The 21,940-nt window shown below is 45.7% G+C and carries 17 protein-coding genes; 11 read left to right on the top strand and 6 right to left on the bottom strand.

Annotated features, from left to right (window positions below):
• Window positions 1-92: 92 nt before the first annotated feature.
• Window positions 93-1,409, bottom strand: a complete 1,317-nt coding sequence (locus tag MSG38_RS18405) for a multifunctional CCA addition/repair protein (RefSeq protein WP_248402371.1) — start codon at window positions 1,407-1,409, stop codon at window positions 93-95.
• 36 nt (window positions 1,410-1,445) lie between these two features.
• Here MSG38_RS18405 and MSG38_RS18400 point away from each other — a divergent pair, with 36 nt between their 5' ends.
• Both MSG38_RS18400 and MSG38_RS18395 read left to right on the top strand, forming a co-directional pair.
• Window positions 1,446-3,116, top strand: coding sequence for an ExeA family protein (locus MSG38_RS18400; RefSeq protein WP_248402370.1), 1,671 nt, complete (start codon window positions 1,446-1,448; stop codon window positions 3,114-3,116).
• Window positions 3,116-4,063: a general secretion pathway protein GspB gene (locus MSG38_RS18395; protein WP_248402369.1), complete on the top strand. Its 948-nt coding sequence runs from the start codon at window positions 3,116-3,118 to the stop codon at window positions 4,061-4,063. The genes MSG38_RS18400 and MSG38_RS18395 overlap by 1 nt, the downstream gene beginning before the upstream one ends.
• 105 nt (window positions 4,064-4,168) lie before the next feature.
• Here MSG38_RS18395 and MSG38_RS18390 read toward each other — a convergent pair whose 3' ends face one another.
• From MSG38_RS18390 to MSG38_RS18380, 3 genes are all read right to left on the bottom strand, one after another.
• Window positions 4,169-4,780, bottom strand: a complete 612-nt coding sequence (locus tag MSG38_RS18390) for a TIGR04211 family SH3 domain-containing protein (protein ID WP_017062917.1) — start codon at window positions 4,778-4,780, stop codon at window positions 4,169-4,171.
• 205 nt (window positions 4,781-4,985) lie between these two features.
• Window positions 4,986-6,248, bottom strand: a complete 1,263-nt coding sequence (locus tag MSG38_RS18385; protein ID WP_048609672.1) for an inorganic phosphate transporter — start codon at window positions 6,246-6,248, stop codon at window positions 4,986-4,988.
• Between the two features lie 128 nt (window positions 6,249-6,376).
• Window positions 6,377-7,057, bottom strand: coding sequence for a TIGR00153 family protein (locus tag MSG38_RS18380; protein ID WP_010434644.1), 681 nt, complete (start codon window positions 7,055-7,057; stop codon window positions 6,377-6,379).
• A 207-nt stretch (window positions 7,058-7,264) separates the two neighbouring features.
• Between MSG38_RS18380 and MSG38_RS18375 the strand changes: the two genes are divergently transcribed.
• A complete protein-coding gene (locus MSG38_RS18375; RefSeq protein ID WP_248402368.1) occupies window positions 7,265-8,782 on the top strand; it encodes an inorganic triphosphatase in 1,518 nt (505 codons plus the stop codon).
• A 51-nt stretch (window positions 8,783-8,833) separates the two neighbouring features.
• Here MSG38_RS18375 and MSG38_RS18370 read toward each other — a convergent pair whose 3' ends face one another.
• On the bottom strand, window positions 8,834-9,583 hold the full coding sequence (locus MSG38_RS18370) for a potassium channel family protein (protein WP_248384566.1): 750 nt from the start codon (window positions 9,581-9,583) through the stop codon (window positions 8,834-8,836).
• Between the two features lie 97 nt (window positions 9,584-9,680).
• Between MSG38_RS18370 and MSG38_RS18365 the strand changes: the two genes are divergently transcribed.
• The 3 genes from MSG38_RS18365 (at window position 9,681) to hldE (ending at window position 15,563) form a co-directional block, all read left to right on the top strand.
• A complete protein-coding gene (locus MSG38_RS18365; RefSeq protein ID WP_052880123.1) occupies window positions 9,681-10,937 on the top strand; it encodes a methyl-accepting chemotaxis protein in 1,257 nt (418 codons plus the stop codon).
• Between the two features lie 225 nt (window positions 10,938-11,162).
• Complete coding sequence (glnE, locus tag MSG38_RS18360) at window positions 11,163-14,012, top strand: bifunctional [glutamate--ammonia ligase]-adenylyl-L-tyrosine phosphorylase/[glutamate--ammonia-ligase] adenylyltransferase (RefSeq protein ID WP_248402367.1); 2,850 nt, start codon at window positions 11,163-11,165, stop codon at window positions 14,010-14,012.
• Between the two features lie 120 nt (window positions 14,013-14,132).
• The gene (gene hldE, locus MSG38_RS18355) at window positions 14,133-15,563 is read left to right on the top strand and encodes a bifunctional D-glycero-beta-D-manno-heptose-7-phosphate kinase/D-glycero-beta-D-manno-heptose 1-phosphate adenylyltransferase HldE (protein ID WP_248402366.1); all 1,431 of its coding nucleotides are present in this window, start codon (window positions 14,133-14,135) and stop codon (window positions 15,561-15,563) included.
• A gap of 129 nt (window positions 15,564-15,692) precedes the next feature.
• Here the strand turns inward: hldE and tolC are convergent, their stop codons facing one another.
• Window positions 15,693-17,012: an outer membrane channel protein TolC gene (tolC, locus tag MSG38_RS18350; protein ID WP_050622282.1), complete on the bottom strand. Its 1,320-nt coding sequence runs from the start codon at window positions 17,010-17,012 to the stop codon at window positions 15,693-15,695.
• Between the two features lie 227 nt (window positions 17,013-17,239).
• Here tolC and nudF point away from each other — a divergent pair, with 227 nt between their 5' ends.
• The 5 genes from nudF (at window position 17,240) to parE (ending at window position 21,939) form a co-directional block, all read left to right on the top strand.
• Entirely contained in the window at window positions 17,240-17,869 is a 630-nt protein-coding gene (gene nudF / locus MSG38_RS18345) for an ADP-ribose diphosphatase (RefSeq protein WP_017061425.1), read from the top strand.
• 4 nt (window positions 17,870-17,873) lie between these two features.
• Window positions 17,874-18,314 carry a DUF1249 family protein gene (locus MSG38_RS18340; protein ID WP_008222561.1) on the top strand — a complete coding sequence of 147 codons (441 nt, stop codon included), beginning with the start codon at window positions 17,874-17,876 and terminating at the stop codon, window positions 18,312-18,314.
• A gap of 59 nt (window positions 18,315-18,373) precedes the next feature.
• Window positions 18,374-19,198, top strand: coding sequence for a 3',5'-cyclic-AMP phosphodiesterase (gene cpdA / locus MSG38_RS18335; protein WP_017061426.1), 825 nt, complete (start codon window positions 18,374-18,376; stop codon window positions 19,196-19,198).
• A gap of 15 nt (window positions 19,199-19,213) precedes the next feature.
• Window positions 19,214-19,819, top strand: a complete 606-nt coding sequence (gene yqiA, locus MSG38_RS18330; RefSeq protein ID WP_048614924.1) for an esterase YqiA — start codon at window positions 19,214-19,216, stop codon at window positions 19,817-19,819.
• Between the two features lie 239 nt (window positions 19,820-20,058).
• Window positions 20,059-21,939, top strand: coding sequence for a DNA topoisomerase IV subunit B (parE, locus tag MSG38_RS18325; protein WP_017061428.1), 1,881 nt, complete (start codon window positions 20,059-20,061; stop codon window positions 21,937-21,939).
• Window position 21,940 lies beyond the last annotated feature (1 nt).

The raw sequence follows: 21,940 nt of genomic DNA, 5'->3' as shown, positions 1-21,940 counted from the left end.
CAGACGCGGACAACGGTCTCGCTGTAAAGATTGAAACAAAAAGCCCGCTTAACAGCGGGCTTTTTAATGCGTTTTAGTTAGAGCGGTGACGATTAACTGGCAGCGAGTTCTGATAGGGCACTTTCAATTGCGATGGCTCTACGTTTCTCTTGTTCTTCTCGAATATCTTTACCTTTAAAACCATCGGCAATGATCGCTTTGACTTCGACTTGAAGCGCCGCTTGGTAAGCTACTTCAAAACGCGCTTTTTGAGGATACGGCTGATCTTCTAATCCTTTTCGGCCTGCGTGATCGGCTTGGCAGCAAAGCAGTATATCGTCGAGTCTATCTGGCTTACGCCAAACATCAAACTTGTTGAGAACCTTGAGAAAGGTGGTTGGCTTTAGTTCACCTGCGCGGTGGATATTAGAATGCTGCTCGCACACTAACAACGCAAGATCTCTGAACTCATTGGGCACTCTGACTCTCTCACACAGCTTCTTAATGATCTTCAAACCTGTGTGGCAATGCATTTTGTGGCTTGGCCATTCGCTTTCTGGCGTGACGCCTTTACCTAAGTCATGCACTTGAGCAGCAAAGCGTACCGGTAGCGATGGGCTTAATAGTGCGGCTTGCTGAGCAACCATCAGAGTGTGAATACCCGTGTCTATTTCAGGGTGCCATTTTTCAGGTTGAGGGACGCCAAATAGAGCGTCAATCTCAGGTAATACGACTGCCAATGCACCACACTCTTTCAATACAGAGAGGAACACTTCAGGGTGCGGCGTACTAAGAGACTTATGCCACTCTTGCCAAACTCGTTCTGCAGTAAGATGTGCCAGCTCACCAGATTGGACGATCTCACTCATCATATCCATGGTTTCAGGGGCAACCGTAAAGTTAAGATGGTGAAGCTTGGCGGCGAAGCGAGCCACACGCAGTACACGAAGAGGGTCTTCAACAAAAGCGTCTGAAACGTGTCTTAAGATACGATCTGAGAGATCTTTCTGACCATGGTAAGGATCGTGAAGTTGGCCTTTATCATCTTGAGCTATAGCGTTGATGGTCAGATCTCGACGCATCAGATCTTCTTCCAAACTCACGTCTGGAGCGAAGTAGCACTCAAAGCCAGTGTAACCGGAACCGGATTTTCTCTCAGTGCGAGCCAGTGCGTGCTCTTCTTTGGTTTTTGGGTGCAAGAATACGGGGAAATCTTTTCCCACAGCAGTAAAGCCAAGGTTTTCCATCTGTTGAGGGGTACTCCCTACCACGACCCAGTCTCTATCATAACTATCAATATTGAGCAGCTTATCGCGCACTGCTCCACCGACTAGATAGCGTTGTAGCCCGTTGTCTTTTGGTAGGCTATCGTAAATTTGCAACTTATCACCTCGAAATGTTTTATCACTGCTGGACTTTACTGCAAGCAATGGTACTTTCCATTAATCGTAATTATAGGGCAGCACATGTATAAGGAATATTTTGGCTTCGTTGAGATGCCATTTTCGATTGTACCAAATTCTCGCTACTTGTTTTTGAGTCAGCGCCATCAAGAAGCTATGCAGAACCTACAAGCCGGTTTAGGCGAGGGTGGGGGCTTTGCGATGCTTACTGGTGAGGTTGGTACTGGGAAAACAACGGTCGCTAAGGCGATGTTGTCTTCATTGGATAGTCATACTCAGGCTGGCCTTATACTTAACCCTACGTTTTCCAATACGGATTTACTTGAAGCTATCTGCGATGAGTTTGAGGTCGAGTACCCAGAACAGGCATCGTTGAAACAGCTCAGTCAGGCTATTCATTATTTTCTACTTGATAGCCATGCCGAAGGCATTCAAACCCTATTGGTGATCGATGAAGCCCAACACCTCGCTGCCGATGTGTTGGAGCAGTTACGCCTGCTAACAAACTTGGAAACCGACAGTCGCAAGCTGTTAAAAGTACTGTTGGTCGGCCAGCCGGAATTACAACAGCACTTACAAACTACGCAGCTACGTCAGCTAGCACAGCGCATTACTGGTCGTTATCACTTACTGCCTCTTAATACTGAAGAAACGGGTAAGTACATCGCGTTTCGTTTGGAGACGGCGGGTGGCGATCAGATGTTGTTTTCGAACCGTTCTATCAAGCTGATTGCTCAATATACGCATGGTATTCCAAGGCTCATTAACTTGGTGTGTGATAAAGCACTGCAGTTGGCTTTTCATGATGGTGAGCAGCTACCGAGCAATGAAACGGTTAACCGAGCATGTCAGCAGGTTATGTCCTTTCAGGCCGATGTCTATCATGTCGAGAAACCTCGAACTTCTCGTGCTGCGCCCAAGTTATTCCAATACGCAGAGATTGCGACGTTAAGCGTTGGTCTTGCAATAGCTACCTTTAACTTCGCTCCAGGCTATATCAATGCTTGGTTGCCTACGGATGCTTCAGATGAAGCGAAGACGGAAGTGTTAGCACGTACTCAGCGTTCTTTGGTATCAGATGTTCCTAAGTTGGTAGCTGAGCCAAAACCTGCCAAGTTTGAATTGCCACAACACATTCAACAACATTTGATGCAGGGGACCAATCGTTCTCTTGCTATCAAAGACTTGTATACGCTGTGGGGGTATCAATCTTCACTGCGTGATGGCTTGTGCTTAAGTGAGCCACAAAGTGTCTTTGTATGCGAGCTGCAACAGGCCAATTTGGATACATTGTTAGAACTAGGTGTGCCTGTGGTACTTAATCTCGACATAGACCAAAAGCCAGTGTTTGCTGTGCTGTATGGTGTGTCTGAGGATTCTGTCGAGTTACTGGTGAATGAAAAGTTGTTGGTGATGCCGAAGCAATCCTTAGAGAAAATCTGGCAAGGCGATTATGTCGCTATTTGGAAACAGCCGCTGCGAGAGACCCTCAAAGAGGGCTATCAAGGTGAAGCGGTTGCTTTACTTGATCTACTGCTTTCTGAAGTATTAGGAGAGGTTGTTTCCGGTAGTGATGTATTTGACTATGAGTTAAAAATGAAAATCGAAGCATTTCAAACGTGGCAGGGTATGTCTGTTGATGGCATTGCAGGTAAGCGCACCTTGGCAAGGTTGCAGAGATTAGCTCAACTCGATTCGCCTAAGCTGATGTCACTAGAAGGGGACGAAAGTTAATGTCACGTATTATGCACGAACTTAAACAGTCGTCTCACAAGCCGTCTTCTATTAATCAGCACTCTCTTAGCAAACTAAACTTCAAAGGCTACCAGAATCATCATGTTCCTAATTCTGCAAAAGGGATGAGCAACAAGCGAGGTTCATCGTTAGCGATGGGGCTACTCTTAATCTTGGTTCCTTCTTTGTTGGTAGGTGGCGTTCTGGCTTATCAATCTTACCATCAACAGCAAACGGCTAGCCAAGCTGTCACCACTTCGAACACAGAACCACAGCCAGCTCAATTCAAGGATGTCGAAACGGCTGACTTGAATGCGGAAGAAGAAATGGAAGATGGGCCTCTGTTTGTGGTGCGTTCAGCTCCGACAAGTAAGGCGTTAAAGTCGTTACCTCGGCAAGAGGTTTATGCTCAGGTTTATTTTGACAGCACTAACCTCTCTAGTGGAGTTACTGTGCCGGTAGTCATAGCCGAGAGCAGTACGCGAACGATAGATGATTCAGAGCTGTCATTAGCTGAGCCTGAAGTTGGACCTGGTGTAAGCGATAAAGGCAATTATCAGCAATCAGACAGCGATCTGCTGCAAGGGCTAGACCTCAGTGAGTTGCCACCTGATTTAGCATTGAAGCTTGAATCCATTATGGGTGAGCAACAAAGCGCTCCTGAGCCGATGGACTCTAGACCCGCAGGGCAAAGAGGCTCTCAGGTTATTGAGTTGGAAACGCACACCAATAGCTTATCAGGAGTCCTTCCTAAGTTAGACCTACAAACTCATATGTACTCGAGTAGCGAAACTAAGCGTTGGGTAAAAGTGAACGGTCAAGAAGTGGCGCAAGGAGATTGGATTGGACAAGACATTCAATTACTGGAGATTAAGCCACAATCGGTGATCATAGAGTTCAATCAGCAGAAGATAGAAATCCCAGCTCTTTACGAGTGGAAAGGCTAGCGAGCTCTAAAGGTATCTAGATAACAGACAAATAAAAAGGAGCACCTCGGTGCTCCTTTTTGATATTCGATACTGAATTTACTGTACCTGATACAAGCGTTACGTCTACGCCCAACCGTTTGGTGATTTTCTGCGACGAGGCATGATGTGTGGCAGAACAAGGCCTAGAAGTAGACCAATACCCGCAACACCACCACCGTACATGAAGTACTTCAATAGCAGGTCGTCTTTTTGAGTGTCTAGCTTAGCGCGCAGTTCACGGTTCTCTGTTTGAGAGCTCGTTAGCTGTTGGCTAATTTCACTGTAGTTCTGTTCTAGTTCAGCAATCTGCTTGTTACGAGAATCTAGAGAGCTTGCTAGGCCAGCTTTTTCGCTGTCAGCACTCTGACGAGCATTCGCTAGCTTACCTTTAACTTCCGTCAGCTCTTTCTCTAGCTTAGGCATACGCAGTGCCATGCTTTCTTGAGTGCTCACAAACTTACTTTCAACCCAACCTTTACGACCACGGTTGTCTTGAATTTGGGTGTAACCCGTACTCTTGTTAGTTTGTAGGAATGTAATCTTTTCACCAGCATCAACACTACCGATGATACGGAATGTGTTGTTTGGGCCAGAATGCATATAAGTAAATAGTTTGTCAGCAATATAACGGTCTTGTGCAAAGGCAGCTGGAGCCGCAAGCATTGCGAACAAAACTAAGCTAATCAGTTTTTTCACAGTAAATCCCTTAACGATTCAAATTGGGTAGGCGTATGAGTCAGCCTCAATCAGCAAATAATATTTAGTTTCTTTATGCGGTGCAACAAAGAAGGGAGGCAAAGCCTCCCTTTCTGTGCGTTTGAGTCAATAATGACATGGCATTTACATATCGCTACTGAAGCTCACACTGTTCTGACGCTAGTATTCACTAGCGCAGTCGCGATTACATAGTAAACGCAGCTTGAATTCCGTAGAAGAACACAACAGCAAGTAGAGCACCTGCAGGCAGTGTCACAATCCAAGAAGCCACGATATTACGTACAACGCCTAAGTTTAGTGCTGCGATACCACGAGCAAAACCAACACCTAAAACAGCACCAACGAGTGTTTGTGTAGTAGAGATTGGAAGGCCAGTACCTGAAGCTAGTACAACTGTACATGCAGTTGCAAGTTGTGCAGCAAAGCCACGGCTTGGTGTTAGTTCTGTAATACCAGTACCAACGGTTGCCATTACTTTATGACCCATTGTTGCAAGACCAACAACGATACCGAAACCACCTAGAGGAAGAATCCACCATGCGATAGTACTCTTACCTGTGATTTCACCCATGTGCTCAACGGTTGATACAACAGCAGACAGTGGACCAATCGCGTTCGCAACGTCGTTTGAACCGTGTGCAAATGCCATCGCACAAGCTGTGATAACCATTAGTACAGAGAAGATGCCTTCAACACCGGCAAAGCCGTGGTCTTCTTCACGATTAGCAAATTTCTTCTGGATGTATAGGTAACCGCCGACCATAACAAGCGCAGAAACGGCAGCAGCCCAAACCCATGCTTCAGTGTTGCTTAGGTGAAGACCAACGTGCTTAAGACCTTTCTTGATGGTTACAAGTGCAATCACCATCGTTGTGATGAACATGTATACCGGTACAAAGCGTTTCGCGTTGAATAGCGGGTTCTCTGTATCAAAAATCAGTCGTTGAGCACTTACAAATATCACGTAAGCGAAGAAGCCGGAAATAACGGGTGTGATAATCCAACTGCCCACAATACCTTGAACACTGTTCCAGTCTACAGCTTCAGTACCTACAGAAATACACGCAAAACCGATGATTGCACCGATGATTGAGTGAGTCGTAGAAACAGGCCAGCCCATGTAAGAAGCGAGAAGTAGCCATGTACCAGCAGCAAGAAGTGCTGACATCATGCCGTACACAAGTACATCAGGTTGATGAGCGAATAGAGACGTTTCGATAACACCTTTACGGATCGTGTCTGTTACTTCGCCGCCCGCAAGGTAAGCACCTGCGAATTCAAAGATCATTGCGATAATGATCGCTTGTTTAACGGTTAGAGCTTTAGAGCCTACTGAGGTGCCCATTGCGTTCGCAACGTCATTTGCACCAATACCAATAGCCATCAAGAAACCGAAAGCTGCTGCAACAATAATCAGGACAGTGCCGTAGTTAGCAAGGATATCCATCGTAATACCTAGTTGTTTGATAACAAGCGGAACAAATTTAGACGCAAAAAACCGCTCAGCGAGAGAAATACTCAGCGCATAAGTGGTTTGTTCAAAAAATGCTCTTCGTTATATGGTTAACGTATGATTTAAGATCGAGAAAGCATTACTTCAAGACGAGCGCCTACACGCTGTGCTTGATCTGCAATACCACCAACCCATTCAAGAATTTTGTATAAGAACATGATATCAACTGGATTCAGATCGCCTTCAATTGCCATTAGTTGTTGGCGTAGTTCGATCTGCATCGCATCCGTGTCATCTTCAATTACATCTAATTGATGAATCATTTCGGCAACGAGTGTTACTTCACGGCCTTTAAAGCCAGTTTCAAGTAATTCGTCTAATTCATTGATTACGTTTTGTGCTTGGTTCGCTGCATCTAGACAACGTTTAACGTAAGCGATGAAGTTTTCTTGCATTGGAGCAGGAATGACAAGTTGACGACCATATACACGGCCAGCAATGTCTTTCGCTAGGTTTGCGAGTTTGTCTTGTTGCGTTAATAGCTCCAACATATCGGTGCGATCAACTGGCATAAACAAACCACGAGGAAGTTTAAGGCGAATTTCACGTTTTAGTACGTCAGCTTCTTTCTCAAGGTGAGAAATTTGAGCTCGAATTTCTGATGCTTTTTCCCAGTCACCTTTTGAAGAAACTTCAAAGAAATTAACTAGGTGAGAACAACATTCGTTCACGCATACTACGTGACGCTGCAAAGGTTTAATTGGGGACTTTGCAAATAACCCCATAATTGTATTTACTGGCATGGTCATCCAACCTAATAAATAATAACCTTAAAACAACATACACCATATTCATGGTGAAATGTTAAGCGATGGCTACAAAGTCGCGCATGTTAACCTAATCAATCTCTCATTAAAACTGTTTTAGATCATCATAAGGGCGATATTTCTGACTTGCCGACTTTTCAAATTGGCAATATCCTGTCCCTATCTTCACAGAAAGGTATAACTATGGAAACCGAGATAGAACTGAAGTTTTTTGTTTCTCCTGAATTTTCAGAGACTTTACGCAATAAAATTGCTGAAACTAAAGTACTTCAGCACAGTTGTCGTGAGCTAGGTAACATCTACTTTGACACCGCTGACAACTGGCTACGTAAGCACGATACAGGCTTACGCATTCGACGCTTTGATGACGTATTTGTACAAACCGTAAAGACTGCTGGTCGTGTGGTTGCTGGCCTGCACCAAAGGCCTGAATACAATGCAGAGCACGACAGCAACGAACCTAAGCTAGCCTTGCACCCAGAGGATATCTGGCCAGCAGGTAAAGACATCGAAACGCTGCAAGCTGAGCTGACTCCTCTGTTCTCTACTAACTTCACGCGTGAGCAGTGGTTGATTGGTATGCCTGATGGTAGCCAAGTCGAGGTCGCATTCGATCAAGGCTTTGTTGAATCAGGCGACCTGCAAGAACCGATTTGCGAAGTTGAATTGGAACTTAAATCCGGTCAGACGGATGCGCTATTTACATTGTCTCGCCAATTCTGCGAACAAGGTGGCATGCGTTTGGGTAACCTAAGCAAAGCAGCTAAGGGTTACCGCCTTGCTCAAGGTTATCAAGGAGATGAAGCCACTCCTTTGACCTTAGTTGATACTGACAAAAGTGATACCGTTGAATCGTGTTTCATTCAATCTTTAGAGCATGCTCTCGCTCATTGGCACTATCACGAGCAGATTTTCACTGAGCGCCAATCGATTGAAGCGCTACATGAGATCAGCCACTCGCTGAGTTTTATTCGTCAAACCTTCACTATCTATGGTGGCATTGTCCCAAGACGCGCGAGTGCTATTTTACGTCAAGAGTTGAAGTGGCTTGAGCAAGAGCTCGACTGGCTGAAAAGCTATGATCACTTCGAAGACTTGCTGGAAGATAAAGGCCATGTACTACGTAAACTCGATGCGCGTAAGTTCTTAGTCGCTGAGCTTAAAGAGATGCAAGAGCAACTGCCAGATCGTGAAGATCTGCTTACCTTGCTGAGCTCTGCTCGTTACACCGGTTTATTGTTAGATTTGAGCCGTTGGATCTTGTCTCGTGGCTGGCAGCCTTTCTTAGATGAGAAAGCGCGTGAGCAAATGGGTCGTGGTATTGAATGGTTTTCCGTGCAGCAACTCGATCGCACATGGGCAGACTTGATGGAAGCTTTCCCACCAGAGCGAGTGATGACTAGCCAAGCGTATATTGAGCAGCAATACCGTTTGATGCGAAACCTATATTCTGGTGTTGGTTTCGCGAGTTTGTATGATGACGCTGAGCGAAACAGTTTCCGTTTACCTTGGGCCGATATGGTGCAAGGCATTGATGACTTGCTGGCACTTAAAACATTAGAGCCTTTGACTGAGAAGTTGGAAGGCGATGAGAAGGTTCAGCTAGAGCGTTGGCTGGCTCGTCAAGAAGTGTCCATTCTGCATGCGATGGAACAGACACGCCAAATCAGTGTTGAGGTTGAGCCATACTGGCAAGACTAGATTCAATATCTATATCAATATAAGTATGAATTTGAAAATAGGGCTCCGGCCCTATTTTTTTGTTTGTTGCTCAAGCTTTTCGAGTCGTTCTAAGATCTTCTGTTGTTGCTCGATGATCTTCTCAAGGTGCTTCTCTTTGTTTTCCGCTCGTTGATTCTCATGATGAGTTGGAGAGGTGATCAAAGAAGTAATCAAGCCTGAAATCATACCAAATACACCCACTCCGCAAATGATCACCAGAGAGGCGACTAATTTTCCGGAACTCGTGACTGGATAATGATCGCCATATCCCACCGTACTGATGGTCACAAATGCCCACCATAAAGCATCTTGCCCAGTGGTGATGTTAGCAGTGGGATCTTTGTGTTCTAACAGCAGTATTGTTCCCGCTCCTATGGTCAGGAGAATGACCAGCAACAATATAATTGAGGCGAGGGTGGTTTCTTTGCGATTGCGGAATAGCTCTCTGAAAACGCGTTTACCCGAGCGAAGCACAAGAATCACACGCAGGATCTGAAAAATGCGAGCGAAACGAAGAGGCTCGATCATTGGGATGCTTGCTAAGAAATCGATCCAGTGTACTTTTAGAAATTCTTTTTTGTTTTGTGATCTGAATAGATCAATTGTGAGCTGAAAAAGAAAAACACTACAGATTATAAAATCGAGGCCGATAAGGACTTGTTTCGATTCTTTATCGATCGGTACGAACAATAAGCCTGAGATCACAAATAACGCTAAGAAAGAGAGAATCAGTGACAATAAGCTCATCGGCTTGGTGGCGTCTTTGGTATTATTCAACATTCATACGAGGCTCAAAATAAATCGCGAACTTTGACTGACATAGCCACCTCGCGGATATAGAAGCCATCAATATATAAGAATTAATGGAGAACTGACAATGACTAAACTGTCATTCAAGCCGTGGGAAAGGGTAATCTCTGACGTTCGTCTCGTTCCAAAAATGGTCATGTTGATGATATTCAGCACTATCTTGATCATTTCGAAGCAGCTATGGGACGCAAGTACGTTTTACGATTCATTGCTTGCTGTAACGAACAATGCGCAAGTCGCACAACAGCATTACGAGACTTACCTAGTTCAAGTGGCTTGGCAAACAGCCTTGATGATCATTGTGTTTGTGGTTCTTCTGTTAGCAGCGGCGCGCGTTATGCTGCGCCAGACTCAATACCTTAATGACGCCATTAAAACCATGGCAGATAAGAACTTATCAGTGCCGATTCAAATGGACTGTAAAGATGAATACGGCGATGTGGCACGCGAACTTGAAAAAACTCGCGTTCAACTGAACGACATGATCAAAACTCAGGTGGCCTCTTCTGATGAGCTGTTTGCTCTGACGGAAGTGATGACCATCAGCATGTCTGAAACCAAAGAGTCAGCGCAAGAAGAGTTCAACGAGATCGATCAGCTGGCAACAGCAATGAGTGAGATGACGTCGACGGTGCAAACTGTCGCTGAGCATGCGCAAAGCGCTTCGTCATTGACTGAACAGGCATCAGGCCAAGCTCTTACTGGTCAGAAGTTCGTTCAAGGGTCAGTGTCTAAGATGAGTGAGCTATCTTCAGATATCGCAGCATCTGCAGCCGCGGTAAACCAAGTAGAAGAACGCGTTGACTCAATTGGCAGTGTGGTTGGTACTATCCAAGGCATTTCAGAACAGACAAACCTATTAGCATTGAACGCTGCGATTGAAGCGGCACGTGCCGGTGAAGCGGGGCGTGGTTTTGCGGTTGTTGCCGACGAGGTTCGTAACCTTGCGCAGCGTACTCAGCAAGCGACGGTAGAGATTCAAGACATGATCAGTCATCTACAAAGCAGCGCTAACTCTGCGGTAGAGCTGATGGAGAAGAGTGTTGTAGAAGCGGCTGAAGGCGTTGATCTGGTAACCAATGCTGGTTCTGAGCTTGACGGCATCGTAAGCCAAGTCAATCAAATCAATGATATGAACTTCCAGATCGCGACAGCTGCAGGCCAACAGAGCAGTGTTGCTGAAGAGATGAGCGTCAACCTGACCAATGTACGCGAGCTTGTTGAAGCTTCAGTGGTTGTTGTTAGTGAGCTGCTAGAGACCTCTCAGCTTATGGAAAGCAACGCGCAAGAACTCGACGGTAAGATTAAGCAATTTAAGGTTTAGTCCTCAGCACCTAGTCTTCATCCGTCAAAGGCTTATTCCTAGAGACTGTTTCTCAGTTGTAAGCTCAACCAGATAAGTTAATCGATAAAACGCCCACATTGCTAATGTGGGCGTTTTTTATTGGCGTAACTTTGGTATAACTTATCTTTAGTTATGAAAACTCGTTATTGAAGAACTGAATCGATAAACCGATTGTTCGGCGCGCAGCTTATACAAGGAAGAAACATGCCATTGCCTTCTCAACTCATCACTCACTCCCAGTCTGCTTTTGAGCAATTATTAGAGCATCAAAGTGAAGCTATCAATACTTGGTCTGAGCCACTGACTGAAGATCTTAAACGTGTACTCGGTTTAAGCTGTTTTATTGGTGATTGCCTGCAGCGTGATACGGTTTTATGTGGTGACTTACCTGATATGTTGGCATGCGAAGAACGCGCTGAAGAGTACCGAGAACGACTGGCTGAATTACTTTCTGGTTGCACCGATGAAATGAGCGGTCAGTGCGTGCTGCGTCAATTCCGCAATCGAGAAATGACCTACATTGCTTGGCGTGATTTCATGGGTTCGTGGGAACTAGAGCAGAGCCTAAATCATCTATCGATGTTGGCTGAGGCAATGATTTTCGAGACCTATCAATGGCAGTACGATATTTGTTGTAAAGAGTGGGGCACACCTTGTAATGAGCAAGGTGAAGCACAACCGATGCTGATCATTGGTATGGGCAAACTAGGGGGCGGAGAGCTTAACTTCTCTTCTGACATCGACCTGATCTTCACCTACCCAGAGAATGGCGAAACCCAAGGTGCAAGACGCAGCATTGCCAATGCGCAGTTCTTTACCCGTCTAGGGCAACGTATTATTAAGGCGCTTGATCAGCAAACCTTCGATGGATTCTGCTATCGAGTCGACATGCGTTTACGTCCATTCGGTGAGAGTGGTCCACTTGTGATGAGCTATGCGGCACTGGAAGATTACTACCAAGAGCAAGGTCGCGATTGGGAACGCTACGCGATGGTGAAAGCGCGAGTGATGGGCAGCGAAATGTACCCTGAATACCAAGAGCTCCGCCAGATGCTGCGCCCATTTGTATTCCGTCGTTATATCGATTTCAGTGCGATTCAATCTTTGCGTCGTATGAAGTCGATGATAAGCAGCGAAGTACGTCGTCGTGGATTATCAAACAACATCAAGCTGGGGTCTGGTGGGATTCGCGAAGTGGAATTCATTGCACAAGTATTCCAATTGATTCGTGGTGGCCGTGAACCGAGCCTTCGTGGTCGAGGGTTACTGGAAACCTTAAGCGCGATTGAATCACTTCATCTGTTAGAGGCAGAAGAGGTAGGGCACTTACGTGAGGCTTATCTGTTTTTGCGTCGCCTTGAGAACCTGTTGCAAGCAATGGCCGACAAGCAAACTCAAACCTTACCTGACGGTGAATTCGAACAGTTGCAACTCGCTGTCGCAATGCAATTCACTGATTGGGATAGTTTGATTGAGGCAACTCGTGCTCATATGGCCAATGTACATACCGTGTTCGAAGATCTGATTGGGGTTGATGAAGATGACGCCAACCCGATCGCGAGTCACTTTAGTGAACTGTGGGATATGGCCCATAAGCCAGATGTGATTGAACATGTTCTGGAGCATGATATTGCGATTGCTAACCCACCGGAAGCCGCGAAAACGATTATTCAATTTAAAGCCGATTTGGCTAAGAAGACCCTTGGCCCACGCGGTCGTGAAGTCCTCAATCGATTGATGCCGAAAGTGTTTCAAGCACTGTACACTGCTAAGGATGCCGAGTTTGGTTTGTCTCGAGTACTGCATCTACTGCATAAAATCGTTACCCGTACCACTTACCTTGAACTACTAGATGAGCACCCTGCCGCGTTGACTCAGCTTGTACGCCTATGTACCGCTAGCCCGATGATCTCCGAGCAATTGGGTCGTTACCCAATTCTGTTAGATGAACTTATCGACCCTCAGCAACTCTACAACCCAGTGCCTTTGGAGTCGTATAAAACAGAGCTGCGTGATTACCTAGCCCGTATCCCTGAAGATGATATGGAGCAACAGATGGAAGGCCTGCGCCAGTTTAAGCAGACCTGTATCCTGAGAATTGCAGCCGCGGATATAGCGGGTGCTCTACCTGTCATGAAGGTCAGTGATCACTTGACCTACTTAGCCGAAGCGATTGTTGAGGCGGGGGTCAATCAAGCTTGGTTACAAGTATCGGCCAAGTTTGGTGAGCCGACTCATGTTAAAGATCGCGAAGGTCGCGGTTTTGCGGTTGTTGGTTACGGTAAGGTCGGTGGTTGGGAGCTTGGCTACAACTCAGACTTAGACATTGTGTTTATGCAGGACTGCCCGGTACACATCTATACTGATGGTAAGAAAGAGATCGATGGACGCCAATTTTATCTGAGGTTGGCACAGCGTATTATTCATATTTTCTCGACCAGAACCGCTTCTGGCATTCTGTACGAAGTCGACACTCGTCTACGCCCTTCTGGTGCATCTGGTTTGTTGGTTAGTCCAACTGATGCCTTTGATGAGTATCAGCACAATGATGCGTGGACGTGGGAGCATCAAGCTTTGACTCGCGCTCGCATGATTTATGGCGATGACTTATTGGCTGCGGCATTTAACAAAACGCGTCATGAGGTTCTGTGCTTGGCGCGTGATGAGGCGACACTCAAAAAGTCAGTTGTAGATATGCGTGAAAAGATGCGCGGCCATTTAGGCGGCAAAAAAACCGATCGATTCATGCTCAAACAAGATGCGGGTGGTATTACCGATATCGAATTTTTGGCGCAATATTTAGTCCTTCGGTACAGCAATGAGAAGCCAAAGCTTACTCGTTGGTGTGATAATGTACGAATCTTTGAAAGCCTGCTGTCACAAGGGATTATGGACGAGCAACAAGGCATGGCATTAACCCATGCTTATACAACGTTAAGAGATGAAATCCACCACCGCAATCTACTCAATCTTGATGCGGATGTGGCAATTAATAAGTTTGAAATGGAAAGAGAACACGTGGTACGAGCATGGAAGCAGTGGATGGAAGCGTAGCTTGTCTTTTGCTTAGCTATCACAGTGCCTATCGAGGTAGGCTTTACTCATTTTTCTAAGGTTTAGCCACTGTAATCAGTGTGCTAGACTCTAGCCAGATTCGATTTTTGGAGCTCAACAATGAAACCAATTCTACCTGACTACAGCCAATCAGGTGTTCTTATTGTCGGTGACGTCATGCTTGATCGTTACTGGTATGGTCCAACTGGCCGTATTTCACCAGAAGCACCTGTACCCGTTGTAAAAGTAGAAAATAACGAAGAGCGTCCAGGTGGTGCTGCCAACGTTGCAATGAACATTGCCTCTCTTGGTGGTCATGCTCATGTTGTTGGTTTAACTGGTAAAGATGAACCCGCCGAGGTGTTAAAAAACACTTTGGGCGCACTAAAGGTTAAGTGTGATTTCGTTGAGTTAGAAGACTATCCAACCATCACAAAACTACGAGTGATGAGCCGTGGTCAGCAGTTGATTCGTCTTGATTTTGAAGACAAATTTGAAAACACTAATCCAGAGCTTATTCTGTCTCGCATGGAGCAAGCACTGCCAAATGTCCGTTCGGTTATCTTGTCAGATTATGCGAAGGGTGCATTAGAGCATGTACAGAGCTTCATTCAAAAAGCACGCGCAGCGAATGTTCCAGTATTCATCGATCCAAAAGGCGCGGATTTAGAGCGCTACCGTGGTGCGACTTTGCTTACGCCAAATATGGCGGAGTTCGAGCTAGTTGCAGGTAAAGTTAAATCAGAAGAAGACCTTATCGAGAAGGGCATTGCCTTGATCGAAAAATACGACTTTGAAGCATTGCTGGTGACTCGCAGTGAACATGGTATGACGCTGCTTCGTAAAGGTCAGGCTCCATTCCATTTGCCGACTCAAGCGAAAGAAGTGTATGACGTGACGGGTGCGGGCGATACGGTTATCTCGGTACTGGCGGCTTCCGTTGCTGCTGGCAAGCCACTGGACGAGGCGTGTGCACTGGCGAACGCTGCTGCAGGTGTGGTAGTGGGTAAGCTTGGTACATCTACTCTATCTACGATTGAGTTAGCGGAAGCGATTCACGGTAGCCAAGACACAGACTACGGCGTTATCTCTGAAGCGGCACTGGTTGAAGCGGTGAAACGTGCTCGTGCGAAAGGCGAGAAAGTGGTGATGACCAATGGCTGCTTTGATATTCTGCATGCTGGTCATGTTTCTTACATGAATCACGCGGCTGAGCTGGGTGACCGTTTGATCGTTGCGGTGAATACGGACGAATCAGTGAAACGCTTGAAAGGCCCAGGTCGCCCTGTGAACCCAACTGATCGTCGTATGGCGGTATTGGCTGGCTTAGGTGCAGTTGATTGGGTTGTACCATTCTCTGAAGATACCCCTCAACGTTTAATCTCTGAGGTACTGCCAAGCATTCTTGTGAAAGGTGGTGATTACAAACCTGAAGAGATCGCTGGTGGTGCGGAAGTGATTGCAGCTGGTGGTGAAGTGAAAGTACTTAACTTTGAAGATGGTTGCTCTACCACTGAAATCATTAAAGCGATTAAAGGTGGTCGAGGCTAACTGTTAGCCTTCTCGTTTTCTAGTCTCAAGGCTTAACTTTGAGTTAGGTTGAGAATTAGCTTTCAATAGATAATAAAAATGCCGCTCAATGAGCGGCATTTTTGTAACGGTAACTTGAGTAATTAAGAGTTACTTACTTGCTACTTTTAGACCTGCGTTTACATCAACAATGTCTTGTTCGCTTAGCGTACCAACCGCTTGACGAAGCTGAAGTACACTTAGGATGTAGTTGTAACGAGCATCTGAAAGATTTTTGTTCGCATCGTATAGACGACGAGTCGAATCTAGTACGTCAACGATAGTACGAGTACCTACATCAAAACCAGCTTCTGTTGCTTCTAAAGCAGACTGAGCAGACACTACAGACTGTTCGTAAGCGCGTAGAGCACCGATCGAAGCACTGATGTTGTTGTTGAATGCACGTACGTCTTTTACAACGCTACGGTAAGTCGCTTCTAGGTCTTCACTTGCTGCAACGTAGTTGTATTCAGCCTGTTTAGTCAAAGAAGTTGTGCTACCACCCGTGTATAAAGGTACAACTAAGTTCAAACCGATGTTTAGGTTGTCAGAGTCGTAGTCATTTAAGCTGTTAGAGCTGTCAGTCTGTTCTGCAAGACCGTAGCTACCATCTAACGTTAAGCTTGGTAGGTGACCAGAGCTTGCTAGAGAGATATTATCTTTCGCTACATCTTGAGAGATACGTGCAGCCAATAAGCTAAGGTTCTTTTGTTCTGCTTGTTCAACAAGTGCAACTGCAGACTCAGAAGATTTGCTTGCTGAGAAACGATCAGTATCTAGGATGCTTAGGTTAGAGTGTTCCTGACCTGTAATCTCACGAAGACCTTCGTAGCTATTCGTTAGGTCGTTCTCTGCAAGAACTTCATCAGCCAAAACGCCATCGTACTGAGCTTGCGCATCGTGCACATCGGTGATTGCTGAAAGACCTACTTCAAAACGCTGTTTAGTTTGCTCTAGTTGACGAGCAACCGCTGCTTTCTCTGCACGAACAAACTCTAGGTTATCTTGAGCTCGAAGCACTTCGAAGTATGCTGTCGCAACACGAAGGATCAAGGCTTGTTGTTCTGCCGCGTAAGCTGAATCAGATTGACGAGCAGTTTTCTCTGCCGTGTCTAGAGTGATCCAAGAAGAACGCTGGTAAAGCTCCTGACTGAAACCAATGCCAACACCCCATTGGTTGTTATCATTGCTCATATCGCTTCGGTCACCACGATTAATATCGTAGTTAGCTGTTAGATTAATTTGCGGTAACAAAGAGCTACGGCTTGACGTTACTGCTTCAAAAGCGGCATCGCGCTGCGCTGCTGAACGAAGAAGTTGTGGATCGTTCTGTTTTGCTTGGTCGTAAACTTCAGCTAGCGTATCAGCAAAAGCTGACGAACTCAGGCTGCCAATTGCTGCACTGATAAATAGTGGAAGCAGTTTTTTCATTTTCCTATTCCTGCCTTTTATGGAATTTTCTTTAGAAGAGTTTAACCCAGTTTGGTGGTAATTTACTCGAAACTTTGCACTTTTTTACAGTTAACTGTCCACTTGTGCAATATTTATTTTTTAAAACTTAACTTTAATTATAAATTTTATATAAAAAGTTGAACCTTATCCTTGGTAGTTAACTCGGACAATGAGTAAACTATAAAGATCACTTAGTGAGGTACCAAATGCAACAGTATGACAATCAACGACATGAGTTTACTCCGCAAGATGTGGAAATAGTCTCAAAAGAGACGCTGTTTCGTGGTTTTTTCAAAATGGTTAAGTACACATTTAAACATAGACTGTTTGAGGGCGGCTGGAGCCAACCAATAGAGCGTGAGATGTTTGAGCGTGGACACGCTGCCGCTTTGCTACCTTATGACCCTGTGCGAGATGAAGTGGTGATCGTTGAACAGATCCGTGTCGGTGCCCTAGAGCATGAGAACCCATGGCAATACGAAATTGTTGCTGGGATCATTGATACCGATGAATCACCACAAGATGTCGCTCGTCGTGAGGCGATGGAAGAAGCCGGAGTCGAAGTCGGGTCTGTGTTGCCTATTACTTCGTATTACCCTTCATCTGGTGGTTGCTCTGAAAAGCTCGACGTCTTTGTTGGCTGTGTTGATGCAACGACAGCCAAAGGGGTACACGGATTGGACTACGAAGGTGAAGACATTCGTGTACAAGTGATGAGTCGCGAAGCAGCTTATCAGTTGGTAAAAGATGGTGTATTTGAAAATGGAGCCACGATCATTGCGCTACAGTGGCTACAATTGAACTACCAAGAATTACAGTCAGAGTGGATAGATTAACGTCATGCCAAATATCGCGGTCAAAAAACCGTATCATGTTGATCTTGCTGAATTGATGCGAGTTTACGAGACTAACTATGCCAAACTGAACGCTTTGTTACCTGTTGGGCATGAGGTTGGTGACGTTCGCTGTTACCAAGCCGTTAATATGGTGTATCAATTGACAGTGAATGAGGTCACAAAATACACCACATTAATAGATATATGTCAGAGTGACGCGATGCCAGTGTTTCCTTTGCCAAAAATGTCTGTCAGGCTATATCACGACGCTCGAGTTGCAGAAGTGTGCGCTAGCGGGGATTTTTCGCGAGTCAAAGCGAAATATGACTATCCCAACACTAAGCTTCTGCAAAAGGACGAGAAATTTCAATTGAATAAATTTCTTGGGGAATGGTTAACGTTTTGTTTAAAAACTGGTATCAGCCGAACCCCAATTGCCTTTTAATTGAGCCGATTTATCAACACTTTTAAAGTCTAAACAGTAACGTATCTGGATTTGTTATTTTGGAATTATCACACACTTCAAAATTTGATGAGAGCACTATTAAGCTGGTGCAGCTAACGGACACGCATTTATTTGCGCCGAGCAATGGCAGCTTATTAAGCATCAACACTCAAGATAGCTTTCGTGCTGTAGTCGATGGCATTGTTAGTCAGGGTTTTGACTATCAAGCGATTTTAGCAACCGGTGATATCTCTCAAGATCACAGTGCTGAGTCGTACCAGAAATTTGAGTCAGGGATTCAACCTTTGGAAAAGCCATGCTATTGGCTGCCAGGGAACCATGACTTTAAGCCTAATATGGGCAGTGTTTTACCATCACCACAAATACAGTGTGTTGAGCATGTCTTGCTAGGCGATAACTGGCAGATGGTGATGCTAGACTCGCAGGTGGTTGGTGTGCCTCATGGTCGCCTCAGCGATCAACAGCTTGACCTGTTAGAACAGAAGCTGACGGAGTTCCCTGAACGTAATACCTTGGTTCTATTGCACCACCATCCATTGTTGGTTGGCAGCGCATGGTTGGATCAACATAACCTAAAAGACGCCGATCAATTTTGGGATGTGGTTCAACAGCACACCAATGTTAAAGCGGTACTTTGTGGTCATGTTCATCAAGACATGAACCGAGATCATCATGGTGTACAAGTCATGGCAACCCCATCGACTTGTGTGCAATTCAAACCTAACTCAGATGACTTCGCGGTCGATACTTTGTCTCCGGGTTGGAGAGAGATTGAATTACATCAAGACGGAACAGTGAGCACGCAAGTTCGTCGTCTGCCTCATGGGCAGTTCTTGCCTGATTTTAAGGCTGCTGGTTACTAATGAAGGTGGTTATTGATGACAGGCTCTAATCAGCAAACCGCTAAGCCATCACTGCTTCTCTATATTCATGGGTTTAACAGCTCATCACGTTCTCATAAAGCGAATGTGATGGCAGATTACTGTGCGGAGCATCGCGCTGATATTAAAGTTGTAACTCCTCAACTGCCGAGTTTCCCTCAGCAAGCGGCACTTCATTTGCAGCAGCTGGTGAAGCAATACAAAGAGCAATATCAAATAGCGTTGGTCGGTAGCTCGCTGGGTGGCTATCTTTCAACATGGCTGAATAGTCACTATGGTTTTAAGGCGGTGGTTGTAAACCCAGCAGTGAAGCCGTATGAACTTCTTGCTGACTATTTAGGTGAACAAGTAAACCCATACACAGATGAACGATATGTACTGGAAACAAAGCATATTGATGAACTGAAGGCGTTAGAGGTTTCGGCTATCGCTAAGCCGAGCGACTTCTGGTTACTTCAGCAAACGGAAGACGAAGTTCTGGATTACCGACAAGCGGTAGAGAAGTACCAAGGTGCAACACAGACAGTAGAAGAGGGCGGGGATCATAGCTTTGTTGATTTTGAACGCTACCCACAACAAATCATCACCTTTCTAAATCTTTAATCTGTTCCACCAACCAAGTGATTTTCTCTTGTTTGCCTGTTATTTCATCTATCAATGGTGAAATATCATAGTTTGATGTCTTAGTTTTTGAACTAGCTTGACATCATTACTCAGCTTCCAGACTATATTCCCCAATACTTCGCTCGTTCGCTCTACTATGACGGTTCATAGTAATGATTCTGCTTTAGTGAAACTGGAGCTAGCGAACTGACGCAAACTTTTTGAGTAAACTCCGTATTATGACTGAACAATATAATGCAAAAGACCTCGAGGTACTTGAAGGTCTCGATCCTGTGCGACACCGCCCGGGAATGTATACCGAGACAGAAAGACCTAACCACCTTGCCCAAGAAGTCATTGATAACTCGGTCGATGAAGCACTAGCGGGACACGCTAAGAAGATCAAAGTGGTACTTCATGCAGACCAATCGTTAGAAGTTACCGATGACGGCCGTGGTATGCCTGTCGATATTCACCCTGAAAAAGGGATCTCAGGTGTTGAGCTGATTTTAACTAAGCTCCACTCTGGCGGTAAATTCTCAAACAACAACTACAAGTTCTCTGGTGGTCTGCACGGTGTAGGTATCTCGGTTGTAAACGCGCTGTCAAAACGTGTTGAAGTGACCGTACGCCGAGAAGGTCAGGTTCACGAGATCGCACTTGAAGGCGGTCATGCAGTAACAGAGCTTACTGTAACGGGCACTTGTGGTCATCGTAACAGCGGTACATCAGTACATTTCTGGCCTGATCCTAAGTACTTCGATAGCCCTAAATTTTCGACACTTCGTCTGATTAACAACCTACGTGCAAAAGCAGTGCTTTGCCCAGGTTTAGAAATTACCTTTATCGACAAAGTCGGTGGTGAAGAGCATAAATGGTTCTATGAAGATGGCCTAAAAGACTATCTTGCCGAAGGCGTGAAAGGTTACACCTTGCTGCCTGAAGAACCGTATGTTGGCGAATTCGTTGCTGAAACAGAAATGGCAAACTGGGCGATCATCTGGCAGCCAGAAGGCGGCGACATGATCACCGAAAGTTACGTGAACTTAGTACCGACTAAACAAGGTGGTACACACGTAAACGGTCTTCGCCAAGGTCTTCTTGATGCAATGCGTGAGTTCTGTGAATTCCGTAATTTGCTGCCGCGTGGCGTTAAGTTAACGGGCGACGATATCTTCGATCGCTGTTCGTACGTACTCTCGGTGAAGATGCAAGATCCGCAGTTTGCTGGTCAAACAAAAGAGCGCTTGTCTTCCCGTCAAACTGCTGCGTTTGTGTCTGGTGTGGTAAAAGATGCGTTTAGCCTGTGGTTGAACGAAAAGCCACAACTGGCAGAACAGCTAGCAGAAGCTTGTATTGCGAATGCCCATCGCCGTATGCGCGCAAGCAAAAAGGTAGTGCGTAAGAAAATCGCTTCAGGCCCAGCACTGCCGGGTAAGCTAACTGACTGTTCAGTTCAAGATTTAAGCCGTACCGAAATCTTCTTCGTGGAAGGGGACTCGGCGGGTGGTTCTGCTAAACAAGCTCGTGACCGTGAGTTCCAAGCGGTGATGCCACTTCGCGGTAAGATCCTAAATACATGGGAAGTGTCAGCAGACCAAGTATTGGCCTCGCAAGAAGTGCACGACATTTCGGTGGCTCTGGGTATCGACCCGGACAACGATGATTTATCAGGCCTGCGTTACGGTAAGATCTGTATCCTTGCCGATGCGGACTCGGATGGTCTTCATATCGCGACACTGCTTTGTGCATTGTTTACCCGCCATTTCCATGCATTGGTTGAAGCGGGTCATATCTATGTGGCAATGCCTCCTCTGTATCGTATCGATTGCGGTAAAGAAGTGTTCTACGCACTTGATGACGCAGAGAAAGACGGTGTGCTTGAGCGATTATCGCAGAAGAAAGCCAAGATCAACGTGCAACGATTCAAAGGTCTGGGTGAAATGAACCCACTTCAGTTGCGTGAAACCACCATGGATCCAAACACTCGTCGCCTTGTTCAGTTAACGATTGATGACAGCGAAGCGACCAACGAGATGATGGACATGCTGCTTGGTAAGAAACGTGCAGATGATCGCCGTACATGGCTACAGACTAACGGTGATATGGCCGAGGTATAAT

This window comes from Vibrio sp. 1CM24A (assembly GCF_023161725.1).
In the GTDB taxonomy this organism is placed as follows: domain Bacteria; phylum Pseudomonadota; class Gammaproteobacteria; order Enterobacterales; family Vibrionaceae; genus Vibrio; species Vibrio coralliirubri.
Note: the sequence above shows the minus strand (reverse complement) of the source record. Positions and strands in the feature narration are given on the sequence as shown.

Excerpts from the sequence above, each read along its gene's own strand:
- MSG38_RS18400 (WP_248402370.1), top strand. The coding sequence starts at position 1,446 with ATGTATAAGGAATATTTTGGCTTCGTTGAGATGCCATTTTCGATTGTA.
- MSG38_RS18395 (WP_248402369.1), top strand. The coding sequence starts at position 3,116 with ATGTCACGTATTATGCACGAACTTAAACAGTCGTCTCACAAGCCGTCT.
- MSG38_RS18385 (WP_048609672.1), bottom strand. The coding sequence starts at position 6,248 with ATGGATATCCTTGCTAACTACGGCACTGTCCTGATTATTGTTGCAGCA.
- MSG38_RS18380 (WP_010434644.1), bottom strand. The coding sequence starts at position 7,057 with ATGCCAGTAAATACAATTATGGGGTTATTTGCAAAGTCCCCAATTAAA.
- MSG38_RS18375 (WP_248402368.1), top strand. The coding sequence starts at position 7,265 with ATGGAAACCGAGATAGAACTGAAGTTTTTTGTTTCTCCTGAATTTTCA.
- MSG38_RS18370 (WP_248384566.1), bottom strand. The coding sequence starts at position 9,583 with ATGTTGAATAATACCAAAGACGCCACCAAGCCGATGAGCTTATTGTCA.
- MSG38_RS18365 (WP_052880123.1), top strand. The coding sequence starts at position 9,681 with ATGACTAAACTGTCATTCAAGCCGTGGGAAAGGGTAATCTCTGACGTT.
- glnE (WP_248402367.1), top strand. The coding sequence starts at position 11,163 with ATGCCATTGCCTTCTCAACTCATCACTCACTCCCAGTCTGCTTTTGAG.
- hldE (WP_248402366.1), top strand. The coding sequence starts at position 14,133 with ATGAAACCAATTCTACCTGACTACAGCCAATCAGGTGTTCTTATTGTC.
- tolC (WP_050622282.1), bottom strand. The coding sequence starts at position 17,012 with ATGAAAAAACTGCTTCCACTATTTATCAGTGCAGCAATTGGCAGCCTG.
- nudF (WP_017061425.1), top strand. The coding sequence starts at position 17,240 with ATGCAACAGTATGACAATCAACGACATGAGTTTACTCCGCAAGATGTG.
- MSG38_RS18340 (WP_008222561.1), top strand. The coding sequence starts at position 17,874 with ATGCCAAATATCGCGGTCAAAAAACCGTATCATGTTGATCTTGCTGAA.
- yqiA (WP_048614924.1), top strand. The coding sequence starts at position 19,214 with ATGACAGGCTCTAATCAGCAAACCGCTAAGCCATCACTGCTTCTCTAT.
- parE (WP_017061428.1), top strand. The coding sequence starts at position 20,059 with ATGACTGAACAATATAATGCAAAAGACCTCGAGGTACTTGAAGGTCTC.